Annotated in this window: 10 protein-coding genes; 9 read left to right on the forward strand and 1 reads right to left on the reverse strand. The window is 52.4% G+C overall.

The genetic code is table 11. From position 1 onward, the window contains the following. The first annotated feature begins 142 nt into the window (after positions 1 to 142). A complete protein-coding gene (locus tag DXC51_RS28405; RefSeq protein ID WP_021636540.1) occupies positions 143 to 1,204 on the forward strand; it encodes a lactonase family protein in 1,062 nt (353 codons plus the stop codon). A 114-nt stretch (positions 1,205 to 1,318) separates the two neighbouring features. Beyond that, entirely contained in the window at positions 1,319 to 3,685 is a 2,367-nt protein-coding gene (locus DXC51_RS28410) for a glycoside hydrolase family 3 protein (protein WP_117545988.1), read from the forward strand. Between the two features lie 83 nt (positions 3,686 to 3,768). Here the strand turns inward: DXC51_RS28410 and aroC are convergent, their stop codons facing one another. Next, positions 3,769 to 4,869 carry a chorismate synthase gene (gene aroC, locus DXC51_RS28415; RefSeq protein ID WP_117545991.1) on the reverse strand — a complete coding sequence of 367 codons (1,101 nt, stop codon included), beginning with the start codon at positions 4,867 to 4,869 and terminating at the stop codon, positions 3,769 to 3,771. A 215-nt stretch (positions 4,870 to 5,084) separates the two neighbouring features. On the opposite strand from aroC, the gene DXC51_RS28420 reads away from it, so the two are divergent. The 7 genes from DXC51_RS28420 to ilvB all read left to right on the forward strand — a co-directional run bounded on the left by DXC51_RS28420 (position 5,085) and on the right by ilvB (position 14,361). After that, on the forward strand, positions 5,085 to 6,119 hold the full coding sequence (locus tag DXC51_RS28420; protein ID WP_117545993.1) for a hypothetical protein: 1,035 nt from the start codon (positions 5,085 to 5,087) through the stop codon (positions 6,117 to 6,119). 20 nt (positions 6,120 to 6,139) lie between these two features. Then, on the forward strand, positions 6,140 to 7,357 hold the full coding sequence (locus tag DXC51_RS28425) for an acyltransferase (protein ID WP_117545995.1): 1,218 nt from the start codon (positions 6,140 to 6,142) through the stop codon (positions 7,355 to 7,357). 184 nt (positions 7,358 to 7,541) lie between these two features. Then, entirely contained in the window at positions 7,542 to 8,675 is a 1,134-nt protein-coding gene (tgt, locus tag DXC51_RS28430) for a tRNA guanosine(34) transglycosylase Tgt (RefSeq protein WP_021636547.1), read from the forward strand. 468 nt (positions 8,676 to 9,143) lie between these two features. Next, a complete protein-coding gene (yajC, locus tag DXC51_RS28435; RefSeq protein WP_021636549.1) occupies positions 9,144 to 9,467 on the forward strand; it encodes a preprotein translocase subunit YajC in 324 nt (107 codons plus the stop codon). Between the two features lie 294 nt (positions 9,468 to 9,761). Further along, positions 9,762 to 10,844 (forward strand): 3-isopropylmalate dehydrogenase, encoded by a 1,083-nt coding sequence (leuB, locus tag DXC51_RS28440; protein WP_021636550.1) that lies wholly within the window; start codon positions 9,762 to 9,764, stop codon positions 10,842 to 10,844. Positions 10,845 to 10,904: 60 nt separating this feature from the next. Then, positions 10,905 to 12,569 (forward strand): dihydroxy-acid dehydratase, encoded by a 1,665-nt coding sequence (ilvD, locus tag DXC51_RS28445; protein WP_021636551.1) that lies wholly within the window; start codon positions 10,905 to 10,907, stop codon positions 12,567 to 12,569. A gap of 106 nt (positions 12,570 to 12,675) precedes the next feature. Further along, positions 12,676 to 14,361 carry a biosynthetic-type acetolactate synthase large subunit gene (gene ilvB / locus DXC51_RS28450; protein ID WP_021636552.1) on the forward strand — a complete coding sequence of 562 codons (1,686 nt, stop codon included), beginning with the start codon at positions 12,676 to 12,678 and terminating at the stop codon, positions 14,359 to 14,361. Positions 14,362 to 14,931: the final 570 nt, after the last annotated feature.

The raw sequence follows: 14,931 nt of genomic DNA on the forward strand, positions 1-14,931 counted from the left end.
CAAACCATCCCTCTGACCGCCCCCACCACCCCAGGAAAAATTTACGAAAGTGATTAACAAAAGCGGGACGTTATGATAAGATTAGTTTAACCTGCAAAAGGATGCCGTCAAGAGGGCAAATCGCGGACAGGAGGCTGAAAAAATGGGACAGGACAAATATGTGGCATATGTTTCTACCTATACTATCGGAGATCAGAGGGAGCATGGCATCACGGTTTTTGATGTGGACATGGAGAACGGAAGATTTTACGAAAAGGAAAAGATTAAAATTACGAATTCTTCTTATGTGACGATTTCCCATAATAAGAAATATCTGTATTCCATTACGGATTTCGGTGTGGAATCCTACAGGATTAAGGAGGACGGCGGACTGGAAACCATTAATATGGGGTCCATCAACGGGATGAGAGGCTGTTATGTGTCCACGGATTATGAGGATAAGTATATTTTCGTGGCGGGATATCATGACGGGAAGCTTACGGTGCTGCGGATTAATGACGACGGCAGCGTGGGAGAGATTACGGAGGAGATTTATTATAAGGGCCTGGGGATTGTGGCGGAGAGGAATTTCCGGCCGCATATCAGCTGTGCCAAGATGACGAGGGATAACCATTATCTGTGCGTGGCGGATCTGGGAATGGATCATACCAATGTATACAGGCTGGATCATACGTCGGGCAAGCTGAAGCTGGTGGACGTTATCCGCAGCGAGCTGGAAAGCGCGCCCAGGCATCTGAAATTCAGCAAGGACGGCACTTTTTTGTATATTGTGCATGAATTGAAAAACTGTATTGACGTCTATACGTATAAGGAAGAAAGGGACAATCCTTTCTTTGAAAAAATACAGTCTATAAGCACGCTGAACAATTATCATGCGGGCGGTTCCACGGCGAGCGCGCTGAATCTGTCCGATGATTATAATTACCTGTGCAGCTCCAATGCCGGGGACAACAGCGCAACGATTTACAAAATCGATGGGAAAACGGGGCTTCTTACCAAGCTGCTGTGCCTGCCGGTGAGCGGCGAATATCCCAAGGATGTGGCGTTATTCCCGGACAACCGCCATTTGGTGTCGCTCAATCAGGATTCGGGGACGCTCACCTTTTTTACAACTAATCTGGAAAAAGGGCTGCTTGTTATGAACGGGCGGGAATTGAAGGTTCCGCAGCCAAACTGCGTAATTTTCCATAAAATTTCCGGCTGAGGGAGCAGGCAGACTTTTCATATTTTTCGTAACGGCCTGGTACGGGGTTTGAAAAAAGCGTCTGTTCCGGCGGTTACAATTTATTATCCAAGACAACAGGGAGGAACAAGGTTCATGGAAAAATGGACAAGAATCGCGCATCAGCCATGCCTGCCCATGGGGAAGGACGGAAGGCTGGTAACAGCATGTGAAGAGCATATCCGGCTGTCAAGAACGGCAGCGACAGAAGGGATGGTTCTTCTGAAAAATGAAGGCGGGGTGCTGCCTCTGAAAAGAGGAAGCAAGGCCGCGGTTTTCGGAAAAGGACAGATTGATTACGTGAGGGGAGGCGGCGGAAGCGGCGAAGTTACAACCTCTTATACGCGTAATATTTATGAAGGGCTCAAGATAAAGGAAGCGGAAGGAAAGCTTCAGATATTTGATGCACTTTCCCATTTTTATGAGGAAAATGTAAAGCAGCAGTATGTGCAGGGAAAGGAAAACGGAAAGACCGTGGAGCCTGCTGTTCCTGAGGAGCTGCTGCAGGCAGCCAGACGTTTTACAGACACTGCGGTGATTACTATCTGCCGTTTTTCCGGAGAAGGCTGGGACAGGAAGGGAATTCCCGGCGATGGTGATTTTTACCTTTCTCCTCAGGAGCAGGCGATGGTTGACGCTGTTACGTCTGCTTTCCCCAGGGTAGCGGTAGTGCTGGATGTGGGCGGTATGGTGGATTCTGCCTGGTTTAAGGACAATGACAGGATCCAGAGTGTGCTGCTGGCATGGCAGGCGGGAATTGAAGGCGGCCTTGCCGTGGCTGATATTCTGTGCGGGGATGTGAATCCTTCCGGTAAGCTGGTGGATACCTTTGCCGGTTCCTTTGATGATTATCCGTCCTCCGCAAACTTTAACGAATCCGAGGATTATGTGGAGTATACGGAAGATATTTATGTGGGCTACCGGTATTTTGAGACGATTCCCGGGGCGGCGGAAAAGGTGAATTATCCTTTTGGATACGGGCTTTCCTATACTTCCTTTGCGATTGAGGGTGTCAGTGCACAGCTTCAGGAGATGAATGGAGTGGCGCAGATTGTGGCGCAGGCCAGTGTGACGAACACAGGCAGCATGGCTGGAAAAGAAGTGGTGCAGCTTTATTACAGCGCGCCTCAGGGTAAGCTGGGCAAGCCTGCCAAGGTGCTGGGTGCATTTGCGAAAACCCGCTGTCTGCAGCCGGGAGAAACCCAGAAGGTGACTCTTAATCTTACGGTTGACAGCATGGCAAGCTATGATGATACCGGAAAAGTTGCCAAATCCGCTTATGTGATGGAAGCAGGAGAGTATGCTTTCCATTTGGGCAATTCCGTAAGGAATACTGTGGAGCTTTCTTACCGGTATGTGGAAAAAGAGGATCGTGTGACATTGCAGCTTCAGGAGCGTGTGGCGCCTGTTCTGCTGAAAGAGAGAATGCTTTCCGACGGCAGCTATGAGGCGCTTCCGGTACAGCCTGACTGTGGAATTGATATGAGCCCTGATTTCATGGAGGGCAAGCCTCCTTACAAAGGAAACTGGGCGGGCGACGCCGTTGCCCAGGCTGTGGGAGAGGGTGCGCCGGCGGAAAAAGCCATGCTGATAGACGTGGTAAACGGTAAGGTAACAATGGAGCAGTTCCTGGCGCAGCTGACCAACGGACAGCTGATCGATCTGCTTTGCGGCCAGCCCAATACGGGTGTTGCCAATACGTTCGGCATGGGAAATCTTCCGGAGTACGGAGTCCCTAACCTGATGACGGCAGACGGACCGGCAGGCGTGCGAATCCGGCCTTCCATGGGTGTATGTACCACGGCATGGCCCTGTGCAACGCTGCTGGCATGCTCCTGGAATCCGGATATCGTCTATGAAGTAGGCGCGGCCGGAGCCAGGGAAATGAAGGAAAATAATCTGGGCGTATGGCTGACCCCTGCTATGAATATCCACAGAAGCCCTCTGTGCGGAAGGAACTTTGAGTATTATTCCGAGGATCCGCTGATTGCAGGAAAGATGGCGGCGGCCAAGGTAAACGGCATCCAGTCGGAGCATATCGGCGCCAGCGTAAAGCATTTTGCCTGCAATAATAAGGAAACCAACAGAAAGGCAAGCGACTCCCGGGTATCGGAAAGAGCGCTGCGTGAAATCTATCTGAAGGGCTTCGAAATAGCAGTTAAGGAAGCACAGCCCTGGACGCTGATGACCTGCTATAATCTTATTAACGGAAGATACGCTTCCGAAAGAGAGGATCTTCTGGCAGGCATCCTGCGTGAGGAGTGGGGCTTTGAAGGGATGGTTACCACAGACTGGTGGAATAAGGCTTACCAATATAAGGAAATAAAGGCCGGAAACGATCTGAAGATGGGTTCCGGAGATCCGGATGAGGTTCTTGCAGCGCTGAAGGAAGGCAAGGTTACCAGAGCGGAAATCGAAACCTGCGCGGCTAGAATCCTGGAAACCATTATGAAGCTGGATTAATCCGATAATTTAAAAGGAAGAAGGAAAAACGAAAAGCCTGCATGGCCGGAAGAAAAACGGCTGTGCAGGCTTCTTTGTATTTCCTATTTCCCGTAAAATTTCTTAATCCCATCCATCCTGGAAGGCATTCCGGCAAAAAGCAGATCCACAAGCGTGAGGGCGGTCATGGACTCCACAACAACCACGGCCCTGGGCACAATTACCGGATCATGGCGGCCCTTGATATGGATCAGAATATCCTCCCCGTTCTTATTTACGGTTTCCTGTTCGGAAAAAACGGAGGGTGTGGGTTTGATGTGTGCCCGAAGCACAATACGGGAGCCGTCGCTGATGCCCCCCAGGATGCCTCCGGCATGGTTTGTTTTTTTTGCAATCTGCCCGTTTTCCATATAAAAGGCATCGTTATTTTCCGTTCCGGCAGCGGTGGATACGCTGCATCCGTCCCCGATTTCCACGGCTTTTACGGCGCCCACGGACATGATGGCTTTTGCCAGACAGGCGTCCAGCTTATCAAAAACAGGTTCGCCGATTCCTGCAGGAACGCCGTCTACCACGCATTCCACCACGCCTCCTGCAGAATTGTGGTTCTGCATGCATTCCTCCAGATAGGCTTCCGCCTGTGCGGAGCTTTCCGCATCGGGCATGCCTGTGGGCGTCTGGCCTAAAAGCTCCGGCTGGAAGCGGTCCATGGATATGGAAACAGGCCCTATGCTTTTCGTATAGGCACAGATGCTTATGCCCAGTTCCTTCAATATAAGAGAAGCAACGGCTCCGGCGGCAACACGGCCGATGGTTTCCCTGCCGGAGGAACGGCCGCCTCCCCTGTAATCCCGGAAGCCATATTTTGCGTCAAAGGTATAGTCCGCGTGTCCCGGACGGTAATAGGAAGCAATTTCACTGTAATCCCCGGAACGCTGGGAAGTATTGGGAACCATCAGACAGATAGGGGTTCCCGTGGTCCTTCCTTCAAAGACACCGGAAAGAATATTTACCTCATCTGCCTCCTTCCGGGGCGTGGCATACCGGGTCTGCCCCGGCTTCCTTCTGTCCAGAAAGGCCTGGATATCGGCTTCGCACAGAGAAAGCCCTGCGGGGCAGCCGTCAATTACCACCCCCAAAGCTTTCCCATGGGATTCGCCCCAGGTGGTGATCCTGAAATAGGTTCCGAATGTATTTCCTGCCATATTTAAAATCCTCACTGTTTAAAGTCATCAAAGCTACGCAGATACCGCATAAATTATAGCCCATAATCCGGAAGCAGGCAAGCTTTCTTCGGAAATGTTGAGTTTTTCCATAATTGATGTAAAATAAAAGTAACTGTTGTCGCTGCGAAGATGTCCGTCATGAAGGAGGCGGCGCCGGTGTCCGCATTATTGCGTTCCGGCAGAGGGAGGATGGGATGAAAAAAATAATTGAAGATGTGGTTTCTTTTCCAAACGGCTGTGAAACGGTACGGTTTACGGCCTGTCTCGTGTCCATGCTCATGTGCGCCCGGAAAGAAACGGGGGAGAAAAAACATGAGCAGCTGTACCAGCGGTATAATCTGGCGGCCGGCTATTCTTTTTTGCAGATCGATCTGTCCAATGACGGACACATGGCCGGCAGCTGGGAACTGACCTCCCAGAAGCTGCTTCAGGAGTTTGATTATTATATAGCGGTTGTTATGGATTTCGCCGGTTATGAATTCGACAAGCTTGACGGCGGGCAGGAATCGGCGTTTGAAAAAATAAAAGCGTCCATTGACAGAAAGATTCCCGTTCTGATGCAGCTGAAAAAGGAATGCCAGTGGGTGCTTGTCACCGGCTATGATGAGGAGGGGACTCTTTACGGCCTGGATGGCTCTCAGGGGTATTGGGGAGCCTCGCCCGCAGAGCCTTCCGGTTATGAGGGTGAGCTTTTTGTGCTGCCCGATTGGTCTGACAAGCTGGCCCATGCCTTTGTTCTGGGCAAAAGAAAAGAACCGGGGCTGACTGTTGACGACATAATCCGGCGCGGGATCCGGATTATGGAACGGATGCAGGAAAAAGCCTTCTATGAAAATTCCACGGCCTTTATGCGGGAGGACAGCCATTTTACCGGTTGTACGGACGAAGAGCTTCTGCGGCTGAGGGATCGGATTTCCCAATGGATCGGACAGGCCATCGACCAGCGGGCCGTGTTGGGCTGGGCCATGGATCCCCTGCTTGCGCAGGCGGAGCCGTCGGCCAGAACGGAAGCCCTGAATGCGGTAAGAGGTTTGTGCTGGACCACCCATGACGTGCTGTGGGTTGCATGGAAGGCGATTGGGGAATACATGGCCGGAGCGCCCATAGAATGGGCCGGCGGGCTGAAGAATAAGACAATCCGCAGCGTCATAGCCGACTGCTTTGAAATCGTAAAACGCCATGACGAGATGATTCTGGAGCACCTGAAGAAAGGCTTTCTCCCCGCTTGAAGTGCGCCGGGCAATATGATATGATAAAAAACAATGCGTTTAAGCCCATTGGGAAAGGACAGATTATGGAAACACAGAAGACAGAAGCGGGAAAAGCGGGAAAAGAAAGACAGGCCAATCTGGAGCTGCTGCGCATCTTTTCCATGCTGATGATCGTCATGATGCATCTGCTCAATCACGGAAAAATACTGGAAACCACGGCCAGGGGAAGTATTTCCTATTATCTGGTCTGGAGCCTGTTTGGCATATCCTTCGTATCCATCAGCACCTATATACTCATCAGCGGCTATTTCCTCTGTGAGACATCCTTTTCCTTCCGGCGCATCCTGAAGCTGGAGGGACAGGTCTGGTTCTATTCTGTGGCTCTTTACCTGGCATCACTCCTGCTGCTGCGCCAGCCCTATGATATGTCGTCGCTGATAGCGGCCGTTTTTCCGGTGCTGTCCTGTGAATACTGGTTTGTGACCATGTATGTGGGAATGATTGTGCTGTCCCCGTTTCTGAATAAGCTTCTGACAGGACTCACCCAAAGACAGTTCCGGTTGTTGCTTGGAATCCTGTTTGTCCTGTTTTCCCTGTGGCCCAATGTCTTTTTCTTTTCCCCGGCCCTGAATTTCGGCGGCGGAAGCGGAGTGGTATGGTTTACCACCGTATATTTGTCCGGCGCCTATCTGAAGCGCTTTTACAGGCCCGATGGGCAATTCGGCAGGCATTTGCTGCACTTTTTCGGAGCGGCCCTGCTCATTCCCGCCAGCCGCTTCCTGATAGAACTGCTGCTTTCCACGCCTCTGGGAAAAATAGGCTTCCTTCAGGATCTGATGTGGGGCTACAGTATTTTTTATGAATATAATTCCGTGCTGGTTTTTTCGGCTGCCATACTGCTTTTTATAGCGTTCCTGAATCTGCATATAAAGCCCGGCCGCCTGCAGCGCATGATTCTGGCAGCGGCCCCCTTAAGCTTCGGAGTTTACCTGCTTCACGATAATCCCAACGTAAGAGGATTTGTCTGGGAAACGCTGAATCCCTCCCGCCTGGCCGGAGCCTGGTACCTGGTGCCCGGCGTACTGCTGCTTGCCGCCGCTGTCTTCGCTGTCTGCGCATTGACAGAGTGGCTGCGCAAAATGATTGTCTCTCTGCCAGCACGCCTTCGGAAGAAAAACACAGTCTCCCGGCCAGGATTCTCAGAACGGGCCTGCGCCGCTCTGGATGAAAAGCTTTTTCGTCAAAATGAGATGTAAATCTTGAATTATCATTGAATTACCTGCTCAAATGCTATGTATCGCTAAGTAAAATAAGCCAAAGCATCCGCCCTTCGCCGTATTCTGATAACAACAGGCGGATGTCGCTGCAGTTCGACCCGGCGCCGGACTGCGGCAGGCCGGGCGGAAGACGCCGGCCATGGAAAAATAAAGGAGAGAAACTATGTACCGTCTGCTGAAACAGGAAGGAAGAGCAAAAAGAGGAGAATTTGAAACCGTACACGGAACCATACAAACCCCCGTGTTCATGAATGTGGGAACCGTGGCTGCCATCAAGGGAGCCGTATCCACACAGGATCTGGAACAGATCAAAACCCAGGTGGAGCTGTCCAACACCTACCACCTGCACGTACGCCCCGGCGACAAAATCATCAAACAGCTGGGAGGCCTCCATAAATTCATGTCCTGGAACAAACCCATACTCACCGATTCCGGCGGCTTCCAGGTATTTTCTCTGGCAACCCTGCGGAAAATCAAGGAAGAAGGAGTCTACTTCAACTCCCACATCGATGGAAGAAAAATATTCATGGGCCCGGAGGAAAGCATGCAGATCCAGTCCAACCTGGCCTCCACCATTGCCATGGCCTTTGACGAATGCGCCCCTGCCAAGGCGGAACGGGCCTATGTGGAAAATTCCGTGGCCCGCACCACCCGCTGGCTGGAACGCTGCAAAGCCGAAATGGCCAGACTCAATTCCCAGGAAGACACCATCAACAAAAACCAGCTCCTTTTCGGCATCAACCAGGGAGCGATTTACACGGATATCCGAATCGAACACGCCAAAAGGATTTCTGAACTGAACCTGGATGGCTACGCAGTAGGCGGCCTGGCCGTTGGAGAAAGCCACGAAGAAATGTACCACGTGCTCGACGAAACTGTGCCCTACCTCCCCGTGGACAAACCTACCTACCTCATGGGCGTGGGAACTCCCGCCAACATCCTGGAGGGCGTTGAACGGGGAATCGACTTCTTCGACTGCGTCTACCCTTCCAGAAACGGCCGCCACGGACACCTCTACACCAACCACGGCAAAATCAACCTGTTCAACGCCAAATACGAACTGGACGACCGCCCCATAGAAGAAGGCTGTGACTGCCCCGCCTGCCGCAGATACACCCGCGCCTACATCCGCCACCTCCTAAAGGCCAAGGAAATGCTGGGCATGCGCCTCTGCGTCCTCCACAATCTCTACTTCTACAACACCATGATGGAAGAAATCCGCGCCGCCCTCGACGCCGGCAATTTCGCCGCCTATAAAAAAACCAAGCTCGACAACATGAGCCACCCCGAAGACTAATTCCACCCACCCTAACGTTCCATACTTACGTAGTGGCTGGCCGTGCTGAAAAGCGTATCCGGCTGGGGAGGCTGTTGGCATGGGGCGGGAAAGGGACTGGGGGCCGCGGTGGGGAAGGGGTTTTTGCAGGTGCATTTTATACCATGGAGAGGAGACCAAAAAATGGAAGTCCCACCTGACATTTTTTGCCCTGGGCTCCTCGCAATGCCCGGTATAACCTGCACCTGCAAAAACCCCTTCCCCACCGCGGCCCCCAGTCCCTTTCCCGCCCCATGCCAACAGCCTTCCCAGCCGGATACGCTTTTCAGCTCCCCCCTCTAAAATCTAAAATTTCATTAAACTGGACAAAAGGACTTGCCCCTTGCCACATTTTTGTGTATGATGTTTGTTAGATATGTATGCGGTCACCTCGCATACGGTTCAAATTTTCAGGGCGTTTCAGCCTGACGTAGGAGGAATTAAGAAAAAATGGGAATTTTAGCGAGTGAAGCTGCAGCCGCAGCAGGTCCAGGAAGTATGATTGGCGTAATTTTAATGTACGTCGTTATTTTCGGAGCTTTCTTTTACTTCGTAATGTACCGTCCCCAGAAGAAAGAACAGAAGAAGATGAACGCCATGCTTTCATCTCTTGAAATTGGAGACAGCATTCTGACCAGCAGCGGATTTTATGGAATCGTGATCGATATTACGGATGACACTGTAATCGTAGAATTCGGTAATAATAAAAACTGCCGTATCCCCATGCAGAAGTCAGCCATTGCACAGGTAGAGAAGGCAAACGCTGATGAATAAGATGCAGGAAAAGAAGCGCAGAGGTTTTGCAGGTTGAACTGCTGCGGGGAAGCGGTAAAGGCAGGTTTTTGTTTTACTGCCATATACTGAAGCTATAACAGAATACATTTCTATTACTGCAGGTTATTACAGCCATATCGAAAGGGTATGGCTGTTTTTCTTTTCCGAAGGTTCTTTTTGTTGAAATTCTGCATATTTTGGTCTATGATAAAAGGGATAATCCTCTCCCGGACAGGGTTCCAGGCCGTTTGACGCGGAGAGGAAGACTGATAGGAAGAAGGGATTGAGGCAGTTATGGAATTACATATCGGATGTATTCCGGGAGATGGAATCGGACCGGAAATCGTAGGAGAAGCAAGAAAAGTATTGGACAGGGTGGCGGAGAAATTCGGCCATACCATACAGTATACGGAAATCCTTCTGGGAGGCGCATCCATTGATGTGCACGGCGTTCCCCTGACGGAGGAAGCAATAGAGGCTGCAAAAAGCAGCGATGCGGTGCTGATGGGCTCCATCGGCGGAGATGCCAACACCTCCCCCTGGTATAAGCTGCCGCCGCAGAAACGTCCGGAAGCAGGACTGCTCGCCATCAGGAAGGCGCTGGGCCTGTTCGCCAATCTGCGTCCGGCGGTACTGTATGACGAACTGGCGGGAGCCTGCCCGCTGAAGGAAGAAATCAGCAAAGCCGGATTTGACATGATGATCATGAGGGAGCTTACCGGCGGACTGTATTTCGGCGAAAGGAAAACCACTGTGGAAAACGGCGTCCGTACGGCGGTGGATACCCTTACTTATAATGAAAATGAAATCAGGCGGATCGCCATAAAAGCCTTTGATATCGCCATGAAGCGCCGGAAAAAGGTGACCAGCGTGGATAAGGCCAACGTACTGGATTCCTCCAGGCTCTGGCGTGACGTGGTAAATGAAGTGGCAAAGGATTACCCCCAGGTGGAGCTTTCCCATATGCTGGTTGACAACTGTGCCATGCAGCTTGTGAAGGACCCGGCGCAGTTTGACGTTATTCTTACGGAGAACATGTTCGGCGACATCCTTTCCGATGAAGCGAGTATGGTAACCGGTTCCATCGGAATGCTTGCAAGCGCCAGCTTAAATGATACCAGCTTCGGCCTTTATGAGCCAAGCCATGGCAGCGCGCCGGATATCGCTGGCAAGGACATTGCCAACCCCATAGCCACCATTTTAAGCGCATCCATGATGCTGCGCTACAGCTTTGACCTGTCTGCGGAAGCGGATGCGGTGGACAACGCCGTAAAACAGGTGCTTAAGGACGGCTACAGAACATCGGATATCATGTCCGAAGGCTGCAAAAAAGTAGGCTGCCGTGAAATGGGCACCCTGCTTGCAGAAAGAATATAGATCGCTGCAGTTTGGCGAAGGCTGAATGACAGCTGTAAAACCGAAAGGAGAGACTAAGCTATGAGAAGTGATTCGGTAAAAACAGGAGTGCAGCAGGCACCCCACAGAAGTCTGTTTAATGCGCTGGGAATAACGGAAGAGGAAAGACAGCGTCCCCTCATCGGTATTGTCAGCTCCTATAATGAAATCGTTCCTGGCCATATGAACCTGGATAAAATTGTGGAAGCGGTAAAAATGGGCGTTGCCATGGCCGGCGGCACCCCCATTGTATTCCCCGCCATCGCCGTATGCGACGGCATCGCCATGGGACACGTCGGCATGAAATATTCCCTGGTAACGAGAGACCTGATCTGTGACAGCACGGAATGTATGGCCATGGCCCATGGTTTTGACGGCCTGGTAATGATCCCCAACTGCGACAAGAACGTTCCCGGCCTTCTGATGGCTGCCGCAAGAATCAATATCCCCACTATTTTTGTTTCCGGCGGCCCCATGCTGGCGGGACATGTGTGCGGACATAAAACAAGCCTTTCCTCCATGTTTGAAGCGGTGGGAAGCGTTGCCGCAGGAACCATGTCCATGGAGGAACTGCAGGAATTTGAAGAAAAGGCCTGCCCTACCTGCGGCTCCTGCTCCGGCATGTATACGGCCAATTCCATGAACTGCCTGACAGAGGCACTGGGCATGGGCCTTAGAGGAAACGGCACCATCCCTGCGGTTTACTCTGAAAGGATCCGTCTGGCAAAGCATGCCGGCATGCAGATCATGCAGCTGGTGGAAAAGGATATCAAGCCGAAAGACATCATGACGGAAAAGGCATTCTTAAACGCCCTGACCATGGATATGGCCCTTGGCTGCTCCACCAACTCCATGCTCCATCTTCCTGCCATCGCCCATGAAGCGGGCGTGGAGCTGAACATGGAAATCGCCAACGAGCTTTCCGCTAAAACACCGAACCTGTGCCACCTGGCCCCGGCAGGCCCCACCTACATCGAGGATCTGAACGAAGCGGGCGGCGTCTATGCGGTTATGAACGAACTGAACAAGAAGAATCTGTTATACACGGATCTCATTACCGTTACCGGAAAGACGGTAGCTGAAAATATTGCCGGCTGCGTCAACAAGAACCCTGACGTAATCCGCCCGATAGAAAATCCCTACTCCGAAACCGGCGGAATCGCCGTGCTGAAGGGAAATCTGGCTCCGGAGACAGCTGTGGTGAAGCGTTCCGCCGTAGCCCCGGAAATGATGGTCCATGAAGGTCCGGCCAGAGTATTTGACTGCGAGGACGATGCCATTGCCGCCATCAAGGGAGGCAAAATCGTACCCGGGGATGTGGTGGTAATCCGCTACGAAGGCCCCAAGGGCGGCCCCGGCATGCGTGAAATGCTCAATCCCACCTCTGCCATTGCCGGCATGGGAATGGGTTCCACAGTCGCCCTGATCACGGACGGCCGCTTCAGCGGCGCTTCCAGAGGCGCTTCCATCGGCCATGTGTGCCCGGAGGCAGCGGTGGGCGGCCCTATCGCACTGGTGGAAGAGGGAGATATCATCAGCATCAACATCCCCGAAAACCGTCTGGATGTGAAGGTTTCCGATGAAGAAATGCAGAAAAGGCGCGCCAAATGGCAGCCCAGACAGCCCCAGGTAACCTCCGGTTATCTGGACAGGTACCGCAAAATGGTTACCAGCGCCAACAGAGGAGCCATCCTTGAAATAAAATAAAAAAATGCCAAAGGCGGCAGTCAGAGGAAATATGTATGCTCCCCGCTGCCGCCCGGCGCAAGAGATAAATGCAGTGCCGTGAAACAACGGCGGAACGGAGGAATGTATGCAGCTGACAGGAGCGGAAATCATCGTAGAATGTCTGAAGGAACAGGGCGTGGATACAGTATTCGGCTATCCCGGGGGAACGATCCTCAATGTATATGATGCCCTGTATAAACATCAGGATGAAATTTTTCATGTGCTCACCTCTCATGAACAGGGGGCGGCACATGCGGCTGACGGCTACGCAAGAGCCACAGGAAAGGTGGGAGTCTGCCTGGCCACCAGCGGCCCCGGCGCCACCAATCTGGTGACGGGCATTGCCACAGCCTACATGGATTCCATTCCCATGGTGGCGATTACCGCCAACGTAACACTGCCCATGCTGGGAAAGGACTCCTTCCAGGAAGTGGACATCGCAGGCGTGACCATGCCCATCACAAAGCACGGCTATATTGTAAAAGACGTGAGCATCCTGGCGGATACCCTTCGCAAAGCCTTCCATATCGCGGCTTCCGGACGTCCCGGCCCGGTTCTCGTGGACGTAACCAAGGACGTGACTGCAGCCCTCTGCGAATACACGCCGAAGAAGCCGGAGCCGCCGGAGCATGGCAGCCGTTTTACCCCGGAGGAAGTGGAAGCCGCCCTCAGGCTTCTTACAACGTCAAAAAAACCCTACATTTATGTGGGCGGAGGCGCAGTCCTTTCCGGAGCGGCACAACAGGTCAGGGAGTTTGCTGCGAAGCTGGATTCTCCCGTCTGTGATTCCCTGATGGGAAAAGGCGCCTTTGACGGACACAGCCCCCTCTATACCGGTATGATCGGAATGCACGGCACCAAAGCCTCCAACCTTGGCGTGAGCGAATGCGACCTGCTTATTGCCCTGGGCGCCCGTTTTTCCGACCGTGTCGTGGGAAACGCCAAAAAATTCGCATCCAATGCCAGAATTCTGCATATAGATATTGACGCGGCCGAAATCAACAAAAATATGCGGGCCGACGCAGCGCTCGTAGGAGACCTGAAAGAAATCCTGGACACCCTCAACGAAAGCCTTCCCCAGTGCGACCACAAGGAATGGACTGCCCATATCCGTGATTTGATGGAAAAATACCCCCTCAAATACGACGAAAGCCAGCTGAGCTGCCCCTACGTAATCGAAGAACTGGACCGCATTACCGGCGGCGACGCAATCATCACCACCGATGTAGGCCAGCACCAGATGTGGGCGGCGCAATACTACCATTACACCAGGCCCCGCACCTTCATTTCCTCCGGCGGCCTGGGCACCATGGGCTACGGCCTGGGAGCCTGCATAGGAGCCAAAATGGGACGCCCGGATAAAATATGCGTCAACATTGCAGGAGACGGCTGCTTCCGCATGAACATGAACGAACTGGCCACCGCCAGCCGCTACAACATCCCCATCATCCAGATCGTAATCAACAACCACGTACTGGGAATGGTAAGACAATGGCAGACCCTCTTTTACGACCACAGATACTCCCAGACCATCCTGGCAGACAAAGTGGACTTCTGCAAAGTAGCGGAAGGCCTGGGCTGCATGGCCATCCGTGTCACCAAAAAAGAAGAAGTAGCCCCCGCAATAAACAAAGCGATCGCCTCCGGCTCCCCCGTCCTAATTGAATGCATCATCCCCGAAGACGACAAAGTATTCCCCATGGTATCCCCCGGCGCCGCCATCAGCGAAGTCTTCGACGCAGATGACCTGCCGCCGACACCAAACTCATAATTACAGCTGCGAGGCAGGACATCTGAAATCCCCCCCAAAAAAAGCCGCCCCCAGCACCACATTCATACAACACAAAATAGCCCCCAAAAAATAAAAAAACACTTGCCGGGTACACTTCCAAAGTATCCGGCATACTTATTAAAAGTAAAAGCACCCCCATCCTACCCACCCTGCCCTTTATGTCCTTTTCCTGCAAAAACCTTCGCGTCCCGCCGAATCCCTGGCCGGCTCCCTGTGGCTCCCCCTGTATGGCGTCCCCCCGGCGGGCTATGCTTTCTGTACGGGTCGTCTAAAAACGCCGGTCCTTACGACGCGTACTCTGCGTCGTTAGTACCGCTGCGTTTTTAACCGAGCGAAAGCGTGCCCGCACAGAAAGCATAGCCCGCCGGGGGGACGCCATACAGGGGGAGCCACAGGGAGCCGGCCAGGGATTCGGCGGGACTCAAAGCATTTTTTACAGAAAAAGCACATAAATTGTTTAACGTAGTAGTTGACTAAAGTGAGTGAACTATGTAAAATAAACGTTAACTGCAATTCACCGCGCAGTTACAATAAAAGCTACCGGACCGG

It is taken from the genome of Eisenbergiella massiliensis (genome assembly GCF_003435485.1).